This window comes from Paraburkholderia sp. BR10141 (assembly GCF_056155635.1).
This window is the reverse complement of the sequence record NZ_JBMIQH010000019.1, coordinates 137,427-159,364: the sequence shown is the minus strand read 5'-3', so window position 1 is coordinate 159,364 and position 21,938 is coordinate 137,427. Positions and strand designations below refer to the sequence as shown.

21 protein-coding genes and 1 other RNA gene are annotated in these 21,938 nt (G+C 65.3%); 9 read left to right on the top strand and 13 right to left on the bottom strand.

Features of this window, described 5'->3' with window-relative positions:
- Positions 1–44 precede the first annotated feature (44 nt).
- An RNA gene (gene rnpB / locus ACOJB8_RS24990) (RNase P RNA component class A) lies at positions 45–455 on the top strand.
- A gap of 69 nt (positions 456–524) precedes the next feature.
- Here rnpB and ACOJB8_RS24985 read toward each other — a convergent pair.
- The gene (locus ACOJB8_RS24985; RefSeq protein ID WP_027795839.1) at positions 525–947 is read right to left on the bottom strand and encodes an OsmC family protein; all 423 of its coding nucleotides are present in this window, start codon (positions 945–947) and stop codon (positions 525–527) included.
- Positions 948–1,581: 634 nt separating this feature from the next.
- On the opposite strand from ACOJB8_RS24985, the gene rplM reads away from it, so the two are divergent.
- The 3 genes from rplM to erpA all read left to right on the top strand — a co-directional run bounded on the left by rplM (position 1,582) and on the right by erpA (position 3,015).
- Complete coding sequence (gene rplM / locus ACOJB8_RS24980) at positions 1,582–2,010, top strand: 50S ribosomal protein L13 (RefSeq protein ID WP_027795838.1); 429 nt, start codon at positions 1,582–1,584, stop codon at positions 2,008–2,010.
- Positions 2,011–2,021: 11 nt separating this feature from the next.
- The gene (rpsI, locus tag ACOJB8_RS24975) at positions 2,022–2,414 is read left to right on the top strand and encodes a 30S ribosomal protein S9 (RefSeq protein WP_028209425.1); all 393 of its coding nucleotides are present in this window, start codon (positions 2,022–2,024) and stop codon (positions 2,412–2,414) included.
- A 235-nt stretch (positions 2,415–2,649) separates the two neighbouring features.
- Entirely contained in the window at positions 2,650–3,015 is a 366-nt protein-coding gene (gene erpA / locus ACOJB8_RS24970) for an iron-sulfur cluster insertion protein ErpA (RefSeq protein WP_042262553.1), read from the top strand.
- Positions 3,016–3,074: 59 nt separating this feature from the next.
- On the opposite strand, the gene ACOJB8_RS24965 is transcribed toward erpA, so the two are convergent.
- Complete coding sequence (locus ACOJB8_RS24965) at positions 3,075–4,229, bottom strand: anhydro-N-acetylmuramic acid kinase (RefSeq protein WP_342947649.1); 1,155 nt, start codon at positions 4,227–4,229, stop codon at positions 3,075–3,077.
- A 239-nt stretch (positions 4,230–4,468) separates the two neighbouring features.
- Here ACOJB8_RS24965 and tyrS point away from each other — a divergent pair, with 239 nt between their 5' ends.
- The 4 genes from tyrS (at position 4,469) to ACOJB8_RS24945 (ending at position 8,361) form a co-directional block, all read left to right on the top strand.
- A complete protein-coding gene (tyrS, locus tag ACOJB8_RS24960; RefSeq protein WP_342947650.1) occupies positions 4,469–5,734 on the top strand; it encodes a tyrosine--tRNA ligase in 1,266 nt (421 codons plus the stop codon).
- Entirely contained in the window at positions 5,731–6,201 is a 471-nt protein-coding gene (gene dtd, locus ACOJB8_RS24955) for a D-aminoacyl-tRNA deacylase (RefSeq protein WP_342947651.1), read from the top strand. The genes tyrS and dtd overlap by 4 nt, the downstream gene beginning before the upstream one ends.
- A gap of 17 nt (positions 6,202–6,218) precedes the next feature.
- Positions 6,219–6,902, top strand: coding sequence for a histidine phosphatase family protein (locus ACOJB8_RS24950; protein WP_475014838.1), 684 nt, complete (start codon positions 6,219–6,221; stop codon positions 6,900–6,902).
- 307 nt (positions 6,903–7,209) lie between these two features.
- On the top strand, positions 7,210–8,361 hold the full coding sequence (locus ACOJB8_RS24945) for a branched-chain amino acid ABC transporter substrate-binding protein (protein ID WP_368727218.1): 1,152 nt from the start codon (positions 7,210–7,212) through the stop codon (positions 8,359–8,361).
- Positions 8,362–8,447: 86 nt separating this feature from the next.
- Here ACOJB8_RS24945 and ACOJB8_RS24940 read toward each other — a convergent pair whose 3' ends face one another.
- The 9 genes from ACOJB8_RS24940 to ACOJB8_RS24900 all read right to left on the bottom strand — a co-directional run bounded on the left by ACOJB8_RS24940 (position 8,448) and on the right by ACOJB8_RS24900 (position 17,899).
- Entirely contained in the window at positions 8,448–9,392 is a 945-nt protein-coding gene (locus ACOJB8_RS24940) for an oxygenase MpaB family protein (RefSeq protein ID WP_475014836.1), read from the bottom strand.
- A 37-nt stretch (positions 9,393–9,429) separates the two neighbouring features.
- Entirely contained in the window at positions 9,430–10,506 is a 1,077-nt protein-coding gene (ruvB, locus tag ACOJB8_RS24935; RefSeq protein ID WP_406953081.1) for a Holliday junction branch migration DNA helicase RuvB, read from the bottom strand.
- Positions 10,507–10,605: 99 nt separating this feature from the next.
- Complete coding sequence (ruvA, locus tag ACOJB8_RS24930) at positions 10,606–11,187, bottom strand: Holliday junction branch migration protein RuvA (protein WP_069268447.1); 582 nt, start codon at positions 11,185–11,187, stop codon at positions 10,606–10,608.
- A 107-nt stretch (positions 11,188–11,294) separates the two neighbouring features.
- Positions 11,295–11,837: a crossover junction endodeoxyribonuclease RuvC gene (gene ruvC / locus ACOJB8_RS24925; protein WP_028201962.1), complete on the bottom strand. Its 543-nt coding sequence runs from the start codon at positions 11,835–11,837 to the stop codon at positions 11,295–11,297.
- A 189-nt stretch (positions 11,838–12,026) separates the two neighbouring features.
- Positions 12,027–13,592, bottom strand: coding sequence for a bifunctional phosphoribosylaminoimidazolecarboxamide formyltransferase/IMP cyclohydrolase (purH, locus tag ACOJB8_RS24920; RefSeq protein ID WP_475014834.1), 1,566 nt, complete (start codon positions 13,590–13,592; stop codon positions 12,027–12,029).
- 70 nt (positions 13,593–13,662) lie between these two features.
- The gene (locus tag ACOJB8_RS24915; RefSeq protein WP_028216158.1) at positions 13,663–13,896 is read right to left on the bottom strand and encodes a Fis family transcriptional regulator; all 234 of its coding nucleotides are present in this window, start codon (positions 13,894–13,896) and stop codon (positions 13,663–13,665) included.
- Positions 13,893–14,960 (bottom strand): tRNA dihydrouridine synthase DusB, encoded by a 1,068-nt coding sequence (dusB, locus tag ACOJB8_RS24910; RefSeq protein WP_342947656.1) that lies wholly within the window; start codon positions 14,958–14,960, stop codon positions 13,893–13,895. Before dusB ends, ACOJB8_RS24915 begins: the two co-directional genes overlap by 4 nt.
- 191 nt (positions 14,961–15,151) lie before the next feature.
- Positions 15,152–16,441, bottom strand: coding sequence for a UbiH/UbiF/VisC/COQ6 family ubiquinone biosynthesis hydroxylase (locus tag ACOJB8_RS24905; protein WP_368683740.1), 1,290 nt, complete (start codon positions 16,439–16,441; stop codon positions 15,152–15,154).
- 51 nt (positions 16,442–16,492) lie between these two features.
- Positions 16,493–17,899, bottom strand: coding sequence for an aminopeptidase P N-terminal domain-containing protein (locus ACOJB8_RS24900; protein ID WP_475014857.1), 1,407 nt, complete (start codon positions 17,897–17,899; stop codon positions 16,493–16,495).
- Between the two features lie 271 nt (positions 17,900–18,170).
- Between ACOJB8_RS24900 and ACOJB8_RS24895 the strand changes: the two genes are divergently transcribed.
- Positions 18,171–18,782, top strand: coding sequence for a glutathione S-transferase C-terminal domain-containing protein (locus ACOJB8_RS24895; protein WP_069268450.1), 612 nt, complete (start codon positions 18,171–18,173; stop codon positions 18,780–18,782).
- A 95-nt stretch (positions 18,783–18,877) separates the two neighbouring features.
- Here the strand turns inward: ACOJB8_RS24895 and ACOJB8_RS24890 are convergent, their stop codons facing one another.
- Both ACOJB8_RS24890 and mnmA read right to left on the bottom strand, forming a co-directional pair.
- Positions 18,878–20,485, bottom strand: a complete 1,608-nt coding sequence (locus ACOJB8_RS24890; RefSeq protein ID WP_342947658.1) for an FMN-binding glutamate synthase family protein — start codon at positions 20,483–20,485, stop codon at positions 18,878–18,880.
- A gap of 246 nt (positions 20,486–20,731) precedes the next feature.
- Positions 20,732–21,928: a tRNA 2-thiouridine(34) synthase MnmA gene (gene mnmA, locus ACOJB8_RS24885; protein WP_368605669.1), complete on the bottom strand. Its 1,197-nt coding sequence runs from the start codon at positions 21,926–21,928 to the stop codon at positions 20,732–20,734.
- Positions 21,929–21,938: the final 10 nt, after the last annotated feature.

The window sequence follows — 21,938 nt, the reverse complement described above, 5'->3', positions numbered from 1 at the left end:
GCCCCCGGCGCGGCGCGCCAGCCCGTGCTAATATCGCGCCTCGCAAAGCAGGCCAGGCAGTCGCGGCTCCGAGGTTTCGGCCAAAGAGGCGAGGAAAGTCCGGACTCCACAGGGCAGGGTGATGGCTAACGGCCATCCGTGGCGACACGCGGAACAGGGCAACAGAGAACAGACCGCCGATGGCCCGATTTCGGTCGGGATCAGGTAAGGGTGAAACGGTGCGGTAAGAGCGCACCGCGTCTGCGGTGACGTAGACGGCACGGTAACCTCCACCCGGAGCAATTCCAAGTAGGCAGGCGCGCATCTTCGGGATGCAGGATGGGGCCCCCATTCCGTCTGCGGGTAGGAAGCTTGAGCGCGTCAGCAATGGCGCGCCTAGAGGAATGGCTGCCACGCGCGGCGCGTCTTCGGACGCGGCGTGTGCACAGAATCCGGCTTATCGGCCTGCTTTGCAGCCTCATTCATGCAAAAAGCCGGCGCGGTTCTTCGCAGAACCGCGCCGGCTTTTTCTTTTGCCGCCGATATCAAGCCGCGACGATCTCGAACGTATGTGTGATCTCGGCAGTCTTGCCGATCATGATCGACGCCGAGCAGTACTTGTCGTGCGAGAGGTTGATCGCGCGCTCCACGGTGGCCGGGTTCAGGTTCTTGCCGGTCACGGTGAAGTGGAAGTGGATCTTCGTGAAGACCTTGGGGTCTTCGCTCGCGCGCTCGGCCTTGAGCGTCACGCTGCAGCCGCTCACTTCCTGGCGGCTCTTCTTGAGGATCAGCACTACGTCGTAGGCCGTGCAACCGCCCGTGCCGAGCAGCACCATTTCCATCGGCCGCGGCGCGAGGTTGTGGCCGCCGCCTTCCGGTGCGCCGTCCATGTTGACGAGATGGCCGCTGCCCGTTTCGGCTGCGAACGCCATGCCGTCCTGACCCATCCAGCTAACTTTGCATTCCATATGCGTATGCCCCTGCGCGGTTTCTTGATTCAGACGGCATTGTAGCCCGCCCCTTACTGGTATGTCCGGGGGGCACGGCGGCGCGCGCCTTATGCCACGTGCTGGAATGTTGCGTCGCGACATCCTATCGACAAGGCGGATTTCCCTTACGCAATTAGGGGTTTCGCTCTAGCTGTCCTGGATGCTTTTCGCGGGCAGGATTTTCAACCCACTGATTTTTAAGAAATTCTCTTCCAGTACGTCGTTTCGATTGGATTTCACATTGTGGTGTTAGATTTCGCAATGCAAATGTCCTTGCGCCGCACAAGGCCCATCCGTATAATTCGTCTCATTGGTTGTCGTGCTTCACGACACCTCAGCATGTCTCCTCCACCCTCCTCAAAAGAGTGGATTAAGCCCGAACAAACGCGTTCGGGCTTTTTTTCGTCTGCCGCCCTCGGCTTGTCCCGTCAGTAACGCGCCGCAAGCAATTTTTGACTCGCAACTGAATTTCCCTTTATAATCGTAGGTTCTCCGCATCCATGTCCGCGCGGAGACGGGGAAACTCGAACCAGGGAGAGCCTGCGCCGACGTCGACGAGCGTCACCATATAAGCAGGACCAAAACAGGGCACAGCATTTTTTTTGGATCGATCATGAAGACTTTTTCCGCCAAGGCACATGAAGTGCAGCGCGAATGGTACGTGATTGACGCGACGGATAAGGTTCTCGGCCGTGTCGCCAGCGAAGTGGCACGCCGTCTTCGCGGCAAGCACAAGCCTGAGTTCACCCCGCACGTCGACACTGGTGATTTCATCATCATCATCAACGCCGGCAAGCTGAAGGTCACGGGCAACAAGACCACCGACAAGAAGTACTACCGTCACTCGGGTTACCCGGGCGGTATCTACGAAACGACGTTCGGCAAGATGCAGGAACGCTTCCCGGGCCGCGCGCTCGAGAAGGCCGTCAAGGGCATGCTGCCGAAGGGCCCGCTCGGCTACGCGATGATCAAGAAGCTGAAGGTCTACGCTGACGCAACGCACCCGCATTCGGCGCAACAGCCGAAGGCGCTCGAGATCTAAGGGGAGCCCACATGATCGGTAACTGGAATTACGGTACGGGCCGCCGCAAGAGCGCCGTCGCTCGTGTCTTCATCAAGTCGGGCAAGGGCGAAATCGTCGTCAACGGCAAGCCCATCGCTGACTACTTCTCGCGCGAAACGTCGCTGATGATCGTGCGTCAACCGCTGGAACTCACGAACCACGGCACGACGTTCGACATCAAGGTGAACGTGACGGGCGGCGGCGAAACCGGCCAGGCCGGCGCAGTTCGCCACGGCATCACGCGCGCGCTGATGGACTACGACGCAACGCTCAAGCCGGCACTGTCGCAAGCTGGCTTCGTCACCCGTGACGCACGTGAAGTGGAACGTAAGAAGGTCGGTTTCCACAAGGCACGTCGCCGCAAGCAGTTCTCGAAGCGTTAATTTCGTATTGGCGCTTTGCGCCTGCGCCCCTCGCGGGGTGCAGCGCAGCTGCAAAAGCCGTCCGCGCTTCGTGCGCCGGGCGGCTTTTTCGTTTGTTTTTTCGTTTTCGTCGGCGCGCCGAACGTGTGGCGCGCAAGCTGCGACAAGCTGGAGAAACCCCTTGATTTCGTGGGCTTAAGCACGATATCGGGAAGAGCCCTACAATAGCGGCTAGAAGCTTTTTTGGAGAGTTCGAATGAGCGCTGTCACCGAAACTACCGCGACCGAAATGCCCGGTCCCTTCGTTTTCACCGAAGCAGCGGCTGACAAGGTCAAGCAACTGATCGACGAGGAAGGCAACCCGGAGCTGAAGCTGCGCGTATTCGTGCAGGGCGGCGGCTGTTCGGGCTTCCAGTACGGATTCACGTTTGACGAAACGGTCAACGAAGACGACACCGTGATGAACCGCAACGGCGTCCAGCTTCTGATCGACTCGATGAGCTATCAGTACCTCGTCGGCGCCGAGATCGACTACAAGGACGATCTGAACGGCGCGCAGTTCGTCATCAAGAACCCGAACGCGACCACCACGTGCGGTTGCGGCTCGTCGTTCTCGGTCTGATCGATTTGCTGTAATAAGAAACGGGGCTTCGGCCCCGTTTCTTATTGGTGCGCGCCTGCTTAGCGCGGATAAATCGCACCCAGCACGCGCTCGCCGGCAGCCCCGGTTACGGCCGCGAGATTGCCAGGTTCGCGTGCCACGCAGCGCATGGCGAGCCACGCGAAGGCAAGCGGCTCCACCTGATGCGGCGGGACGCCGAGCGCTTCGGTGGTCGTGACCGGTACGCCCGCCACACCGCCCGTTTCAAGCGCCTTTTGCAGCGCGGCCATCAATGCGGCATTGCGCGCGCCGCCGCCGCAGACATACACGGCACGGCAATCGCTTGCGTGACGCTCGATCTCGCGTGCCACGCTCACGGCGGTCAGGGCGACTAGCGTGGCCTGCACGTCGGCGGGTGTCAGCGACTCGAAGCCCTTGAGCTTGTCGTCGAGCCACTGGGCGTTGAAAAGATCGCGACCGGTGCTCTTGGGCGGCTGCTGTTCGAAGAACGGTTCGTCCAGCAGGGCATTCAGAAGCGGCTGATGCAGATTGCCGCTCGCGGCGAACTTGCCGTTCTCGTCATAGGGCTTGCCAAGGTGCCGTTCGGCCCAGAGGTCGAGCAGAGCGTTGGCCGGGCCGCAGTCGAAGCCACGCACGGCGCCCGTCGACGAGAGCACCGTGATGTTGCTGATGCCGCCGAGGTTGCAGACCACGCGCGTTTCTTCCTGCGAACCGAACAGCGTCGCGTGGAACGCGGGCACGAGCGGTGCACCCTGGCCGCCCGAGGCGACGTCGCGGCTGCGGAAGTCGGCGATCACGTCGATATGCGTGAGTTCCGCAAGCAGCGCCGGGTTCTGGATCTGCACGGTGTAGCCTTTCTCCGGCCGATGCCGCACGGTCTGGCCGTGCGCGCCGATCGCGCGCACCTCGGCGGGAGGCACGGTGCTTCCGCGCAGCAACTCGTGGCAGCACACCGCATAGCGGGCAGCCAGCGCGTTGCCGGCGAGCGCTTCGCGTTCGATCTCGTTCTCGCCGGGCTGCTGCAACGAAAAGAGCGCCTCGCGTAGCCCCTGTGCGAAGCCGACGAACGCCTCGGCCAGTACCACTGGCCGCTTGCCCGCCTCGAAGCGCACGGCAATGCCGTCCACGCCATCCATGCTCGTGCCCGACATCAGGCCGAAATACACGCCGTCGGCGGCGTGTGCGCTCTCGTTTCGTGCGTCGCGTGGCGCCACGTTGTGCTCCTATGTCAATGCAATTCAGTGTCCTGCGAGGCAATTATCGGCGTAATGCGTCTCGAGCGTAAGCCGAACGGCTGACTACGCACCGGCGCAGGCGAGTCTGGCACCCAATTCCCGTTCCGAGGGCGGTGCAGCCTGGCTTCGCGCGCACAAACCGCAAACCTCGGCCCGGCGAGTCGAATCACGTAAAATTGCGGCCTAGACCCAGACTTAACGACAGAACCGATCGAAGCATGAGCAACGAGTCCACCTCCAGCAACGGCGCCAGCACCGGCGCAAAAGACGCCTTTCCGGTCACCGACGAAGTCCGTCACGCGCTCGCCGTCACGAAGCGCGGCGTGGACGAACTGCTGATCGAAGAAGAATTCGAGCAGAAGCTCGCCCGCAGCGCGGCCACCGGCAAGCCGCTGCGCATCAAGCTCGGCCTCGACCCGACCGCGCCCGACATCCACATCGGCCATACGGTCGTGCTCAACAAGATGCGCCAGCTGCAGGATCTCGGCCACAACGTGATCTTCCTGATCGGCGACTTCACTTCGCTCATCGGCGACCCGTCGGGCCGCAACGCCACGCGCCCGCCGCTCACACGCGAGCAGATCGAATCGAACGCGAAAACGTATTTCGAGCAGGCCGCGCTCGTGCTCGACCGCGAAAAGACCGAAATTCGCTACAACAGCGAATGGTCGATGCCGCTCGGCGCCGACGGCATGATCAAGCTCGCGTCGCGCTACACGGTGGCGCGTATTCTCGAGCGCGAGGACTTCACCAGGCGCTTCCAGAGCGGCGTGCCCATTTCGATCCACGAATTCCTGTATCCGCTCATGCAGGGCTACGACTCGGTCGCGCTCAATGCGGACCTCGAGCTCGGCGGCACGGACCAGAAGTTCAACCTGCTCGTTGGCCGCGAACTGCAGAAGCAGTACGGCCAGGAGCAGCAGTGCATTCTCACGATGCCGCTGCTCGAAGGCCTCGACGGCGTCGAGAAGATGTCGAAGTCGAAGAACAACTACATTGGCATCAGCGAGAAGCCCAACGACATGTTCGGCAAGCTCATGAGCATTTCCGACGTGCTGATGTGGCGTTACTTCACGCTGCTCTCGTTCCGTCCGATGGACGAAATCGAAGGGTTCAAGCGCGAAATCGAAGCGGGCCGCAACCCGCGCGACTTCAAGGTGCTGCTCGCGCAGGAAATCGTCGCGCGCTTTCACTCGCAGGCCGACGCCGAGCGCGCGCTCGAAGACTTCAACCATCGCGCCAAGGGCGGCGTGCCGGACGACATTCCGTCGATCACGCTCGCGGGCGCGCCCCTCGCCATCGGCCAGTTGCTCAAGCAGGCGGGGCTCGTGCCGTCCACGAGCGAAGCGCTGCGCAACATCGAGCAGGGCGGTGTGAAGATCGACGGCGCCACCGTCTCCGACAAGGGCCTCAAGGTCGAAGCGGGCGAGTTCGTCGTGCAGGTGGGCAAGCGCCGCTTTGCGCGCGTGACGCTCACGGCATGATTGCGCTGATCCAGCGCGTGCGCCGCGCCGAAGTGCGCGTGGCGGACGGCGGCAGCGAGCGCGTGACCGGCGCGATCGGCCAGGGGCTGCTCGCGCTGGTTTGCGCCGAGCGCGGCGACACCGAGGCGAACGCCGACAAGCTGCTCGCGAAGCTGCTCGGCTACCGCGTGTTCAGCGACGCGGCGGGCAAGATGAACCTGAGCGTGCAGAATATCGACGGCAACGGCACCGCAGGCGGCCTGCTGCTCGTCTCGCAGTTCACGCTGGCGGCCGACACGAACAGCGGTTTGCGTCCGAGCTTCACGCCGGCCGCGCCGCCCGATGAGGGGCGGCGTCTGTTCGATTATTTCGTCGCCGCCGCGCGCGAGAAGCATACGAGCGTCGAGACCGGCGAGTTCGGCGCCGACATGCAGGTGTCGCTCGTCAACGACGGCCCTGTCACGTTCTGGCTGCAAGTGCGCAACTGAACCATGCGCTTTTGACTATGAACACGGAAATTCTCTTTATCCGCCACGGCGAAACGGACTGGAACCGCATCAAGCGCATCCAGGGCCATATTGACATTCCGCTCGCGGAAAGCGGCCTCACGCAGGCGCAACAACTCGGCGCCCGGCTCGCGAACGAAGTGCAATCGGGTGCTCGGCTCGACGCAATCTGGTCGAGCGATTTGTTGCGCGCGCAACAGACGGCACAGCCCATTGCCGAAGCCCTGGGTCTGCCGATTCAACTCACCGAAGGGCTGCGCGAGCGCAACTATGGCGCGTTTCAGGGCCACGGCAGCGACGAAATCGCCGAGCGCTTTCCGGACGAGTACGCGCACTGGCAAACGCGTGACCCAGGCTTTGCGCCGCCGGAAGGCGAGTCGCAGCGCGAGTTCTACCACCGTGTGCTGCACGCGCTCGAGCCGATCCTGGCCAGGCACCCGGGCGGCCGTATTGCGTGTGTCGCGCACGGCGGCGTGCTCGACTGCGTGTACCGCTTCGCGAACGGCCTCGCACTGGACGCGCCGCGCGCGTGGTCGCTCCTCAACACGAGCGTCAACGTCGTCGATTTCGAACGCGGCGAGTACGTGACGCAGGCGCGCGTCGTCGCATGGGGCGACGTGGTGCATCTGGGCGGCGTCAGCGCCGACGACGGCTTCAAACGCACGCCCGAGGCGGGGCGCTAACGTACATTTTTGGCAGCGCGGGGCCTGGCCGCGCTGTCCTGTTCTTCCTGTCTTCCCCTCCCAGCGTCGCTCGTGTGCCTCGCCAACGCCACGGCCCGATCGATTTCCTTTCCGCTTGCTTGCGGCTTCTTTCTAAAGCCCAACCACAAAGTTAAGCGTCCTGCTAACATTTGCCCTACCTTTGGGCGCGCTGGCCACCGGGCTCCAGGCCCGGCCCTGCGTTGAAGAGGGACGCGCGCGCATGACAAGCGTGAGGCCGCGTGCCGAAGGTACGGGTATTCCAAGAAAACACGCAGGAGAAAGTCCAATGACGTTCAAGCTTCACAAGCTGCTGCCGGTGAGCGCAGCGGTCATGGCGCTCGCAGCGCTGTCGGCCAGCAACACGGCGTCGGCCGACCAGGTCGTCAAGATCGGCCACGTCGGTCCGCTCACGGGCGGTTCGGCCCACCTCGGCAAGGACAACGAGAACGGCGCGCGCCTCGCCATCGAGGAAATCAATGCCAAGGGCCTGACGATCGACGGCCAGAAGATCACGCTCGCGCTCGACGCTCAGGACGACGCCGCCGACCCGCGCCAGGCCACCCAGGTCGCGCAGAAGCTGGTAGACGACAAGGTCGTGGCGGTGATCGGCCATTTGAACTCGGGCGCGTCGATCCCGGCATCGAAGATCTACAGCGACGCCGGAATCGTGCAGATCTCGCCGTCGTCGACCAATCCTTCGTACACGCAGCAGGGCTTCAAGACCACGTACCGCGTGGTCGCGACCGACGCCCAGCAAGGCCCTGCGCTCGCCGATTATGCGGCCAAGAGCCTGAACGTGAAGACCGTGGCTGTGGTCGACGACTCGACCGCCTATGGCCAGGGCCTCGCGAACGAGTTCGAGAAGACGGCGAAGTCGCTCGGCATGAAGGTGCTCTCGCACGACGCGACCAACGACAAGGCCGTCGATTTCCGCGCGATCCTCACGAAGATCAAGGGCGAGAACCCCGACGCCATCATGTACGGCGGCATGGACGCCACGGGCGGCCCGTTCGCAAAGCAGGCCCGCCAGCTCGGTCTGCGCGCGAAAGTGCTGTCGGGCGACGGCGTGTGCACGGAAAGCCTCGCGGACCTCGCGGGCGCGGCGACGGACAATATCGTCTGCTCGCAGGCCGGCATGGCGGTCGAGCGTATGAACGGCGGCGCGGCGTTCGCGGCGAAGTACCAAAAGCGCTTCGGTCACCCGATCGAATTCGATGCGCCGTTCACGTATGACGCGGTGTACATCGTCGTCGACGCGATGAAGCGCGCGAACTCCATCGACCACGCGAAGATCCTCGCGCAGATCCCGGGCACCGACTACAAGGGTGTGATTGGCGAGACGACCTTCGATTCGAAGGGCGACCTCAAGCACGGCGTGATCTCGCTCTACAACTACAAGGGCGGCAAGAAAACGCTGCTCGACGTGGTGAAGATGTAAGCACGCGGTCGCGCGCAGCCGCTTCGGCGCGCCGCACATGAAACGGCCAACCTGCGCAGGGTTGGCCGTTTTTTATTCCGTAGCGCTTATTTCGCGGCTTGCGCCGCGGCCCGCCGCCGCGCGCGTTTCGAGACGCCGTTGACGAGCGCCCAGCGCAAGACCGGCGCGACGGCGAGCATGCCGGGCTGGACCATGGCGCGGCGCGCGAAGGCGAACGAGTCGAAGCCGAGCATCTGCTGCGCAAAGGGCGGCAACAGGTCGATGCCTGCGTTCCTGATCAGCGCGCTAGCGGGGCGCATCCCCGGGCGCGGCGCGGGCGCTTGCATGAGTACGCGCACCACTTCGAACGTGCGGTCGCTCGCGACGAGTTCGGGCTGCATCGATTGCAGATACGCAGCGATTTCGGCGCGCGAGCGCGGCACCTTCGCAGCGCCGAGCAGTTCGGCAATGCGCGCGACTTCGGCGTAGTACTGATCCTGCATCTCACCGGGCAGCGCGGGATTCACGAAGCGCAAATACGCGCCGATAAAACTCGAAACTTCGGCCACGTGCACCCAGGTCAGCAGCGCAGGATCGCTCGCGCGATAGGGACGGCCATCGGGTGCGGTGCCCGTCACGGCGAGGTGGATCCGTTTGACGCGTTCGATCAGCGCCAGCGCGTCGGCGCGGCTGCCGTAAGTCGTGCCGGCGATGAAGGTCGCGGTGCGCCGCAGCCGCCCGAGGATGTCGATGCGAAAGGTCGAATGGTCCCACACACCGGCGAGCGCGAGCGGATGCAGCGCCTGCAGCAGCAGCGCGCTGACGCCGCCCGCCATCATCGCGGCGAAATCGGCATGGACTTTCCAGCAAACGGCGTCGGGGCCGAAGAGGCCCGGGTCGCCGGGCGGATTCGAGTAATCGAGTTTCGGGCCGCTGCCCGTGGTGAGATGCGTGATGTTTTCGGCGAGCGTCATGCGCAGGCGGCGCACGAGCTGACCGGCAAGGCCGGTCGGTTCAGGCGCGTTGGGAGGAAGGCCGGCGTGATCGGACATCGTGCTCTCGCTCGCGCTGCGTTGGGGCTTGCGCGCCCTACGACGCGTCCGGTTCCCAGTCGCCGCCCGCCGACGCGTCGTCCGGCACCGTGAGGCCGAAGTGGCGGTAGCTCAGTTGCGTGGCTACGCGCCCGCGCGGCGTGCGCTGCAGATAGCCTTGCTGGATCAGGTACGGTTCGAGCACGTCCTCGATCGTGTCGCGTTCCTCGCCGATGGCGGCGGCAAGGTTGTCCACGCCTACCGGACCGCCGTCGAACTTGTGCAGGATGGCTTCGAGCAGCTTGCGGTCCATCAGGTCGAAGCCCACGGGATCGACGTCGAGCATGCGCAGCGCAGCGTCGGCGACCTTCGCGGTGATCGCGCCGTCGGCCTTCACCTCCGCGTAGTCGCGCACGCGGCGCAGCAGGCGGTTGGCGATACGCGGCGTGCCGCGCGAGCGGCGTGCGATTTCCAGCGCGCCGTCCGGGTGGATCTGCGCGCCGAGCAGCGAAGCCGAGCGCTGCACGATGCGCGAGAGTTCGCCCGCGTTGTAGAACTCGAGGCGCGAGACGATGCCGAAGCGGTCGCGCAGCGGGTTCGTGAGCATGCCCGCGCGCGTGGTCGCGCCCACCAGCGTGAACGGCTGGAGGTCGAGCTTCACGCTGCGCGCGGCCGGTCCTTCGCCGATCATGATGTCGATCTGGTAGTCCTCGAGCGCCGGATACAGGATTTCCTCGACGACCGGCGAGAGCCGGTGAATTTCGTCGATGAAGAGCACGTCGTTGGCTTCGAGGTTGGTGAGCAGGGCCGCGAGATCGCCCGCGCGCTCCAGCACGGGGCCCGACGTCTGCCGCAGATTGACCCCCATTTCGCGCGCGATGATATGCGCGAGCGTGGTCTTGCCGAGGCCCGGCGGGCCGAACAACAGCACGTGGTCGAGCGGTTCGGACCGGCGCTTCGCAGCCTCGATGAAGATCTCCAGCTGGCCGCGCACCTTTTCCTGGCCGACATATTCGTCGAGCTGGCGCGGGCGCAACGCGCGTTCGAACGCTTCCTCGTGAGTCGAGGCGGGCGTGGCGGCGATCACGCGGTCGGCGCCGGCGTGGTTGGCGGCGAGTTTGTCGGTTTCGATCATGCAGCGATTGTACCGCGCAGACTCTGCGGCGGCGGGGCCGTCCCGGTCATCACGATGGCACCGCAACTAACAGCACGCCTCGAGCGTGCGCGTGGGCGATCAGGCCTTGGAGAGCGCCTTGAGCGCGAGCTTGATGCCTTCCGAAACGCCGGTGCCGGCGGGCACGTTCTTGATCGCGGCCAGCCCTTCCTTCTCCGAATAGCCGAGCGCAAGCAGCGCGTTGAGGATGTCGTTCGCGTGGTCGGAAGGCGAAGCGGCGGCGGCCATTGCGCCGAGGTCCGCGCCGAGCTTGCCCTTGAGTTCGAGCAGCAGGCGCTCGGCCGTTTTCTTGCCGATGCCGGGCACGCGCGTGAGACGCGCCGCGTCCTGCTGCGTGACCGCTTGCGCGAGGTCATTCACGCTCATGCCGGAAAGCACGGCGAGCGCCATGCGTGCACCGATGCCGCTGATCTTGAGCAGCTCGCGAAACGTCGAGCGCTCCTCATGCGAGCCGAAGCCGAAGAGCAGATGCGCGTCTTCGCGCACGATCATCTGCGTGAGCAACACGATTTTCTCGCCGGTGCCGGGCAGGTTGTAGAACGTGCTCATCGGCACGTCGACTTCGTAGCCGACGCCGTTGCAGTCGATGAGCAGGTGCGGCGGGTTCTTTTCCAGCAATACGCCGGCAATGCGACCGATCATGGCGGGTTCTGTGATGAGGGAAAGCTCAAGAGTGTAGCGGAGGGCAGGGCAGTCCGGAGCGCGCGGCCCGAACGTTCGCCGCCCGGCCAGGCGCATCGGCCACGTATTCAGCCTATCAACCGTCCGCGGCGTACCCGCATGCCCTTCTTCGCGAGCGCAGGCGCGAGCCCGCCGAGCGTGGCGAGGGCGTCGCCGCCGTGCGCGTGGCAGATCGCCATGCCGAGCGCGTCGGCGGCGTCGGTGCCGGGCGTGCCGGTGAGGGCGAGCAGGCGCACGACCATCTGCTGCATCTGTTCCTTGGTCGCGCGTCCGTAGCCCACCACGGCCTGCTTGAGCTGCAGCGCGGTGTACTCGGCCACCGGTACGCCGCCCGACACCAGCCCGCAGATGGCCGCGCCGCGCGCTTGCCCAAGCAGCAGGGTCGACTGCGGATTGACGTTGACGAAGACCTTTTCGATTGCGGCCTGGTCGGGCGCGTGCTGACGGATCAGCGTGGAAACGCCCTCGAAGATGGTGCCGAGGCGCGTGGGCAGATCGGCATCGGCGGTGCGGATGACGCCGCTTGCGACGTACGTGAGCTGATGGCCGTGACGTTCGATCACGCCGAAGCCGGTGACGCGCAAGCCGGGGTCGATGCCGAGAATTCTCATGAAATGCGGGGAAGACGGATGTGCCTGCGATGGTACAACGAACGGCACAGATGCCGCGAGCCTTGAAGGCGCGGGCGAACGAGGCGCGCCGCGCAAAGAAAAAGCCCGCGAGACGCAAGTCCGGCGGGCTTTGCACAAGCGACGCGTCACGTGCAGGTGACGCGCCGCACGCAACCAGTGCGGCGAAGATCAGTGACGGAAGTGGCGGATGCCCGTCATCACCATCGCGATGTTGTGCTCGTCGGCGGCGGCGATCACTTCGTCGTCGCGCATCGAGCCGCCCGGCTGGATCACGCAGGTCGCGCCCGCGTTCACCACCACGTCGAGGCCATCGCGGAACGGGAAGAACGCGTCCGAGGCGACTGCCGTGCCCGCGAGCTTGAGGCCCGCGTTTTCGGCCTTGATGCTGGCGATGCGCGCCGAGTCCACGCGGCTCATCTGGCCCGCGCCGACGCCCATCGTCATGCCGTTCGCGCAGAACACGATGGCGTTCGACTTCACGAACTTCGCGACGCGCCATGCGAACAGCAGGTCGTCCATTTCCTTCGGCGTCGGGTGGCGCTTCGTCACCACGCGCAGTTCGTGCGGCTGCACGTTCTTCGCGTCGAGCGATTGCACGAGCAGGCCGCCGCCCACGCGCTTCAGATCGAATGCGTTATGGCCGTCGCCCAACGCGATCTCGAGCAGACGCACGTTCTGCTTCGCGGCGAACACGGCCTTCGCGGCTTCCGAGAACGACGGCGCGATCAGCACTTCGACGAACTGCTTGGCGACAGCCTGCGCCGCGGCTTCGTCCACTTCGCGGTTGAACGCGATGATGCCGCCGAACGCCGAGGTCGGGTCGGTCTGGAACGCCTTCGAGTAGGCTTCGAGCGCGTTCGCGCCGATCGCCACGCCGCACGGATTCGCGTGCTTGATGATCACGCACGCCGGGGCATCGAACGTCTTCACGCATTCCCATGCCGCGTCCGAGTCGGCGATGTTGTTGTACGACAGTTCCTTGCCCTGCAGTTGCGTGTAGTTCGCGAGCGCGCCGGCGGGCGTCGTGAGGTCGCGGTAGAACGCGGCGCTCTGGTGCGGGTTTTCGCCGTAGCGCAGGTCCTGGACCTTGTCGAACGCGAGGTTCAGCACGGCCGGGTAGGTGTTGCGCGACTTGTGCTCGAGCGCTTCGGTGAGGCTCGTGAGGTAATTCGTGATCGCGCCGTCGTATTGCGCCGTGTGCGAGAACACCTTGGTCGCGAGGCGGAAGTTCGTGGCGTAGCTCACGCTGTTGCCGTTCGCGCGCATTTCTTCCAGCACCAACGCGTAGTCGGCCGGGTCGACCACCACGGTCACGTCGCGATGGTTCTTCGCCGCCGAGCGCAGCATGGTCGGGCCGCCGATATCGATGTTCTCGATTGCGTCTTCGAGCGAGCACTCTTCCTTCGAGATCGTCTGGACGAACGGGTAGAGGTTCACGACGAGCAGGTCGATCGTCGGGATGTCGTGCTTTTCGAGCGCGGCCATGTGCTCGGGCAGGTCGCGGCGCGCGAGGATGCCGCCGTGCACCTTCGGGTGCAGCGTTTTCACGCGCCCATCGAGCATTTCCGGGAAGCCGGTGTAGTCGGCCACTTCGGTGACGGAAAGGCCCGCGTCCGCGAGCAGTTTCGCGGTGCCGCCGGTCGAGAGGATCTTGACGCCGAGGTCCGACAGCGACTTCGCGAAGTCGACGATGCCGGCCTTATCGGAAACGGAGATGAGCGCTTGCCTGATCATGATGGGTAACGAGGTAGATTGCCGAGAGATCGAGGGGGCTGCGCCGAAGGTCCAGATAAACGCAGCGGCGTTACAGCAGGCCGTGCTGCTGGAGCTTCTTGCGCAGCGTGTTGCGGTTGATGCCGAGATACTCGGCGGCGAGCGACTGATTGCCGCCTGCCTGCTCGAGCACCACCTCGAGCATCGGTTTTTCGACGCACGCCATCACCATTTCGTAGACGTCGTGCGGATTGCTGCCGTCGAGGTCCTGGAAGTAGATGCCAAGGCTCTCGCGGACGGATTGTTCGATGTTGTGCTTGCTCATGCTGCCAGTCGATCGGTTGATTCGTCGCTGCCGTCGCTGTCGTTGTTCTCGTCGTCGACGTAGACGAGGCGCTCGGAGCGCGCCTTCTGTTCGTCGAAGAACTGATTGACGGCGACGAGCTGCTCGCGCGTGGTGTCCAGCGTATTCATGCGGTGCCGGAACGTATTGGCGCCGCAAAGGCCGCGAGTGTACCAGCCGATATGCTTGCGCGCAGTACGCACGCCCGTAAATTCACCGTAAAAAGCGTAGTGGTCCTCCAGATGCTCGTTCATGATCGACTGGATTTCGTCTACGCGCGGGGCCGGCAGCTGCTCGCCCGTCGCCAGGAAATGCTCGATTTCGCGGAACAGCCACGGGCGCCCCTGCGCCGCGCGGCCGATCATGATGGCGTCGGCGCCCGTGAGTGCGAGGACCTCGCGCGCCTTTTGCGGCGACGTAATGTCGCCGTTCGCGACCACCGGAATGCGCGCGGCGGCCTTCACCGCGGCAATCGTTTCGTACTCCGCTTCACCGTGATAGAGATCGGCGCGCGTGCGGCCATGCACGGTGAGCATGGCAATGCCGCTTTCTTCGGCAATGCGCGCGATGGTAAGTGCGTTGCGGTTGTCGCGGTCCCAACCCGTGCGGATCTTGAGCGTGACGGGCACGGCGTCGGGACCCACGCCCACGGCGTCGACCACGGCCTTGACGATGCGCGCGACGAGCGGCTCGTTCTGCAAGAGCGCCGAGCCGGCCGCGACGTTGCAGACCTTCTTGGCCGGGCAGCCCATATTGATGTCGATGATCTGCGCGCCGTTCGCGACGTTGTAGCGCGCGGCTTCGGCCATCATTTCCGGATCCGCCCCGGCGATCTGCACCGAAATGGGTTCCACTTCGCCCGCGTGATTGGCGCGGCGCATGGTCTTTTCGCTCTTCCAGAGCTGCGCGTTGGACGCGACCATTTCGGAGACCGCATAGCCCGCGCCGAGGCGCTTGCACAGCTGGCGGAACGGCCTGTCCGTGACACCCGCCATGGGGGCGACGAACAGGTTGTTACGCAAGGTGTGACGGCCGATAGTGAACATGACGCGCGGGCGAGGCCGGTACCGCGACCCGGATGGCAATCCGGCCGGCGCGGCGATCGGCGTGAACTTGAAAAAGGGGAAACGCATATTTTAGCGTAAGCGGGATGCGAGGTCGCGCTGCGCGGACCCTGGTCTTGTCCCGGGGCGGCGTTGCCGCGCTCAAAGAAAAGCGATGCGACCCTTAGTTCGCCTCAACTCCGCTGCCCGAACATCATCTGCCGCGCGAGCGCCGTCTTCACGGGCGGTGCGAATTCGAGCGCCGTGAGCGCGAGCCCGCGCAGCGTGGCGAGTGGGCCGAAATCGACGGTGAACAAGCGGGCGAGCGTATCCGTCGCGCCGATCGTCATGCGGCGGTCGAACGCGCGACGGCCGGCGAACTCGGCGAGTGCGCGCGGCGTGGCACCGTGCTGCGCGAGCGAATCGGCGAGCGCGTGGGCGTCGCGCAGACCGAGATTGAGACCCTGGCCCGCCACGGGATGCAGTGTTTGGGCCGCATTGCCGACCGCCGCGATGCGGCCGTGGCCGCAAACGAGGGCGTCGAGCGCGTTCAGGCCGAGCGCAAAGGCCGCGCGGCCGTGAACATGCGTGAAGCGGCCCATGCGCGCCCCGAACGCCACGCCGAGTTCGGCGAGGAAATCGGCGTCCGAAAGCTGCGCGCGGCGCTCGGCCTGCGCCGGGGAGCAGCACCACACCAGCGCGTAATCCGCGCCGCGCACGCCGCCCATCGGCAGGAGCGCGATCGGGCCTTCGCTCGTGAAGCGCTCCCACGCGACGTGCGGTTGCGGGGCAGCTAGCGTCACCACGCCGACCAGCGCCGTTTGCCCGTAGTCGCGCGTCCGTTTGGTTTCGGCGGCCGGCAGTGCGGCCTTGGCATCGGCTTCGTCGGCCTCTTCTGCATCGTCTTGCGCGTCGCGTGGCGGCGGCGTGCGATACAGGCCGCCCTCGGCGTTCACGAGGATGCGCGTGCGCAGATGGCGCTCGACGCCCGCGCTCACGACCGGCAGCGTCACGCCGTCGTTCTCCACGACGGGATCGTGCGCCTGCGTGTGATGCAGCCAGTGCACCCGCGTGCCGCGCACGGCCTGCGCAAGCGCCTGAACGATCGCGCCGTAGCGCGCCACGTAGCCGAGCGCGGGCAAATCGTAATCGTGGCGGTCGATCAGCGTGCGCCCGAAATGGCCGCGCTGCGAAACATGGATGCGCTCGATGGGCGTCGCGTCGTGCGGCCACGCGAGCGCTTCGAGCAGCGTGCGGCTGCCCTGCGAAACGGCGATGGCGCGCGGATCGCCGGCGCTGTCCTCGGGTTCGCGCGCGTCGATCAGCGCAATCGAGAGCCCTTGCGTGGCGCTGCGCCGCGCGAGCCAACCTGCGAGCGCGAGACCTACCGGCCCCGCGCCGACGATCGTCACATCGTGGTCGAATTGAGCGGGCGCGTTCGCGCCGGTGGGAGTGTCGTTCGCGCTGCCGGAAACTGCGTTCATGTCGTTTGCTTCGCTTCGTGTGGAATCTTCGCGTCTGCGTTTCCGTCTGCGTCAGGCGCCGCGTTGCGCGCCCTGCATGAGCGCTTCGATTTCATCGGCGGCAACGGGCACGCCGCGCGTGATCAGCTCGCAGCCCGTTTCGGTGACGATGGCGTCGTCCTCGATGCGGATGCCGATGTCCCAGTAGCGCTCGGGCACGTCCTCGGCCGCGCGGATGTAGAGACCCGGCTCGATCGTGAGCGTCATGCCGGCGCGCAGCGTGCGCCACGGCGGCGGGGCGTCGGGCTTTTCGGTGCTTGCCGCAACGCCGCGTTCACCGCGTTCCCTGTAGTCGCCCGCGTCGTGCACATCCATGCCGAGCCAGTGCCCGGTGCGATGCATATAGAAGCGCGCGTAGGCGCGCTCGGTAATCACGTCGTCGACGCTCGCAAAGCGCTGCCGGTCGATGATGCCGGTATCGAGCAGCCCCTGCGCGAGTACGCGCACCGCGGCGTCATGCGGCGCCTCGAAATTCACGCCGGCGCGCGTGGCGTCGATCGCGGCCTGCTGCGCGGCGAGGACGATGTCGTACAGCTCGCGTTGCGCGCTCGTGAAGCGGCCGCTCGCGGGGAAGGTGCGGGTGATGTCCGAGGCATAGCCGTTCAACTCGCACGCGGCGTCGATCAGCACGAGGTCGCCTTCGCGCGCCACCGCGTTGCCCGCTGGGTAGTGCAGCACGCACGCGTTCGCGCCTGCCGCGACGATCGAGCCGTAGGCGGGCGCCTGCGCGCCGTGCTTGCGGAACGTGTAGAGCAACTCCGCCTCGATTTCGTACTCGCGCATGCCGGGCCGGCATGTCTGCATCGCGCGAGCGTGCGCGAGCGCCGAAATTTTTGCGGCGCGGCGCATCGTGTCGAGTTCGTGCGCATCCTTGATCACGCGCATGTCGTCGAGCAGCGGCAGCAGGTCGTACGCGGCGGCCGGCGCCGTGACGCCGCTGCGCCCCTGCGCGCGCACCGCGTCGATCCAGCGCTTCACCTGCGCGTCGAAGCGATCGGAGGCCGCGAGCGCGTAGTGCAGCGCCGGACGGTTGGCGATGAACTGCGGGGTGCGCGCATCGAGTTCGTCGGCAGGAAACGCGGCGTCGAAGCCAAACGCTTCGCGCGCGGCGTCCGGGCCGAAGCGAAAGCCTTCCCACGTTTCGCGCTCAACGTTCTTCGCGCGGCAGAACAGAATGGCGGCGGGCTGGTTCTCGCCCGCGTTCGCGTCGAGCACGAGCAGCGCCTCGGGCTCGGTGAAGCCGGTGAGGTAGTAGAAGTAGCTGTCGTGCCGATACGGATAGTCCGCGTCGCGGTTGCGCAGCGCTTCGGGCGCGGTCGGCACGAGCGCGACACCGCCGCCCTGCGCACGCAGCGCTGCAAGCACACGTTCGCGGCGCGCGCGATAGAGCGCCGCGCCGCCGTCGGGGCCGCGCTGCATGTCGGCTGCGTCGGCCACGCTGGCCGCAGGTTGGGCTTCGCTCGAGGCGGCCGGGGCGCTTTGCTTGAGGGTCGAGTCCATCGTGAGATTGTAGCGCTGGCTACAAAGGCGCGCGCTGGCTCGCGGTGACCCGACCCGCGCGCCGCTATGGCCGGCTGTTGTCTCTTGCTGACATCATTTGTAGGAAAAATCCTGCACTGCAACAGACGGCGCGTCAGAAAATTACGAATCCAACGTATACTTCGGCCGGATTCCAGAAAAGGCAGGTGGTATGAAACTTATCGGTTCGCTCGGCAGCCCGTATGTCCGCAAGGCGCGGATCACGCTCGCCGAAAAGAAAATCGACTACAAGCTGGTGCTCGAAAACGTGTGGGGCGAGGAAACGGCGATTCACGATTTCAACCCGCTCGGCAAGGTTCCGTGTCTCGTGATGGACGACGGCGAGGCCGTGTTCGACTCGCGCGTGATCTGCGAGTACGTCGACATGCTCTCGCCCGTGGCCAAGCTCATCCCGCCCGCAGGACGTGAGCGCATTGAAGTGCGTTGCTGGGAGGCGCTCGCCGACGGCATGCTCGACGCCACCGTGCTGATCCGCCTCGAAGGCACGCAGCGCACGCCGGAACAGCGCAACGAGGCGTGGGTGAAGCGCCAGGAGCGCAAGATCCACGAGAGCCTCGCCGCGATGGCCAAGGGGCTCGACGGCAACCCGTGGTGCGCGGGCAACCGCTACACGATCGCGGATATTGCCGTGGGCTGCGCACTCGGCTATCTCGACTTCCGCATGCCGGAGCTGAACTGGCGCGAGGCGCATCCGAATCTCGCGCGCCACTTCGAGAAGCTTTCGCAGCGTCAATCGTTCGTCGACACGGTGCCGCAAGGCTGACGTCCAGTCCATCTGCAACTGACGTGACTTAAACAAAACGCCCGACGGCATGATGTGCCGTCGGGCGTTTTCGTTCAAGCCGCGGATCGCCTTCCTCAGACGATCTTTTCCTCGGCCGGCGCGAACGAATCGCTGCGTGCAACCGGCCACCACTTCTCGTACAGCTGATAGCGATAGCGGCCTTCGAGCAGATCGCCGGGCTTGAGGTACTTGAGCAGTTCCGACATCAGCTTTACTTCATACGACGACACGCGCCGCACGATGTGATGCGCGCGCAGATCCGATGGGCTCGCGAGACCCGCGGCCTGAATCAGCTCCTGCAGCGCGTGCAGCGTGTTGTGGTGGAAGTTGAAGACGCGCTCGCCCTTGTCCGGCACGTTCAGCGCGCGCTGGCGCACGGGGTCTTGCGTGGCGACGCCGGTGGGGCAGCGGTCCGAGTGGCACTTCTGCGCCTGGATGCAGCCCACGGCGAACATGAAGCCGCGCGCCGAGTTCACCCAGTCCGCGCCGATCGCGAGCGTGCGCGCGATATCGAACGCCGTGATGATCTTGCCGCTCGCACCGATCCTGATCTTGTCGCGCAGGCCGATGCCCACGAGCGTGTTGTGCACGAGAAGCAGCCCTTCCTGCAGGGGCGTGCCGATGTGATCGGTGAACTCGAGCGGCGCTGCGCCCGTGCCGCCTTCCGCGCCGTCCACGACGATGAAGTCGGGCAGGATGCCGGTTTCCAGCATCGCCTTGGCGATGCCGAAAAACTCCCACGGATGGCCGATGCACAGCTTGAAGCCCGTGGGTTTGCCGCCCGAAAGCTTGCGCAGGCGCTCGATGAATTCGAGCAGGCCGCGCGGCGTGGAGAACTCCGAGTGGCGCGCAGGCGAGACGCAATCCTTGCCGATGGGAATGCCGCGCGTTTCGGCGATCTCGGGCGTGACCTTGGCCGCGAGCAGCATGCCGCCGTGGCCAGGCTTCGCGCCTTGCGAGAGCTTCACCTCGATCATCTTCACCTGCGGCTCGTTCGCGAGGCGCTGGAATTTATCGGCGCTGAAGGTGCCGTCGTCGTTGCGGCAGCCGAAGTAGCCCGAGGCGATCTCCCAGATGATGTCGCCGCCATTTTCGCGGTGATATTTCGACATCGAGCCTTCGCCGGTGTCGTGCGCGAAGCCGCCTTTCTTCGCGCCCATATTGAGCGCGCGGATGGCATTCGCGGACAGCGCGCCGAAGCTCATCGCCGAGATGTTGAAGATCGACATCGAATACGGTTGCGCGCGGTTGGCGCCCACGAGCACGCGGAAGTCGCTGCCCGCGAGCTTCGTCGGCGCGAGCGAATGGCTGATCCACTCGTGGCCCACGGCCTTCACGTCGAGTTCGGTGCCGTACGGGCGGCTGTCCACAGCGTTCTTCGCGCGTTGGTAGACGAGGCTGCGCTGGGCGAGCGAGAACGGCTTTTCGTCGGTGTCGTCCTCGACGAAGTACTGGCGGATCTCGGGCCGCACGAACTCGAACAGGAAGCGCAGATGACCCCAGATCGGGTAGTTGCGCAGGATCGCGTGGCGCTCCTGGAACATGTCGTAGAGGCCGAGCGCGACGAGCAGCGCGGGCACGATCATGCAGTACCACGACAGGCGATGGAGCGCGGCAGCGGCGGCACAGGCCGCGAGCAGCAGCACCGCGCCCCACATGGCGAGATAACGTCGGGAAAACATTGGGGGGAACTCCTCGAACTTGATGTAATGCGCGCGCCTGCTCTCCTCTTGTGAAGGGGCGGCGCGCGTGAGCCGCGCGATTGCTGGGCGCGGCTTGCGGGAATGATGCCGCAAGTTCGTGAAACTGGCAGGCAAGCGGGCAGTGTCGTTCGAGCGGCCTGTGGGAGGCGTCGAAAGTCGGATAAAAAACGCGGCGCCCAGGGCGCCGCGCGGTGTTTTCTTACGTTTTGCCTGACGCAGCTTGCGTCACGCGGCCGTCGCCGCAGCAGGCTTCTTGCGCGGGACGCGCTTCCTTTTCTTCGGCGCTTCGGGCGGCAGCACGGCGGGCACGTGCGGCGCGAGTGTCGTTACCGCCTCGATGATGCCGCCGCCCAGGCAAACGTCGCCGTCGTAGAGCACCGCCGACTGGCCGGGCGTCACGGCCCATTGCGCGTCGGGAAAACGCAGCGTGAACTGGCCCGCGCCGAATTCGTCTGCGGTATGGAACGAGCAGGGCGCATCGGCCTGGCGATAGCGCGTTTTCGCGCCGCATGCATGGTCCTGCGCCGGCGGCTCGCCCGCCACCCAGCTCACGTTGCCTGCGCGCAGCTCGTGCGCGAGCAGCCACGGATGATCGTGGCCCTGCACGACGTAGAGCGTGTTCGAGGCCATGTCCTTGCCCGCCACGAACCACGGATCGCCGCTGCCGTCCTTGCTGCCGCCAAGTCCAATGCCCTTGCGTTGCCCGAACGTGTAGAACGCGAGGCCGATATGCTCGCCGACCACCTTGCCGTCGGGCGTCATCATCGGGCCGGGTTGGGTCGGCAGATAGCGGTTGAGGAAGTCGCGGAACGGCCGCTCGCCGATGAAGCAGATTCCTGTGGAATCCTTCTTTTTCGCGTTCGGCAGGCCGATCTTTTCGGCGATCTCGCGCACCTTCGTTTTGGGGATCTCGCCGAGCGGGAACATCGTCTTCGAAAGCTGCGCCTGGTTCAGGCGATGCAGGAAGTACGACTGGTCTTTCGTGTGGTCGAGCGCCTTCAGCAGTTCGAAGCTTCCGTTGCCCTCGTTCTGGCGCACGCGCGCGTAGTGGCCCGTGGCGATCGTTTCCGCGCCGAGCGACATGGCGTGGTCGAGAAAGGCCTTGAACTTGATCTCGGCGTTGCACAGCACGTCCGGGTTCGGCGTGCGCCCCGCGGAATACTCGCGCAGGAACTCCGCGAACACGCGGTCCTTGTATTCGGCGGCGAAGTTCACGGCCTCGACGTCGATGCCGATCAGGTCCGCGACCGACACCACGTCGATCCAGTCCTGACGCGTCGAGCAGTACTCGCCGTCGTCGTCGTCTTCCCAGTTCTTCATGAAGAGACCGACGACGTCGAATCCCTGCTCCTTGAGCAGCCATGCGGTAACCGACGAATCGACGCCGCCCGACATGCCTACTACGACCTTACGTTTGCTCATTTCGTTGCTG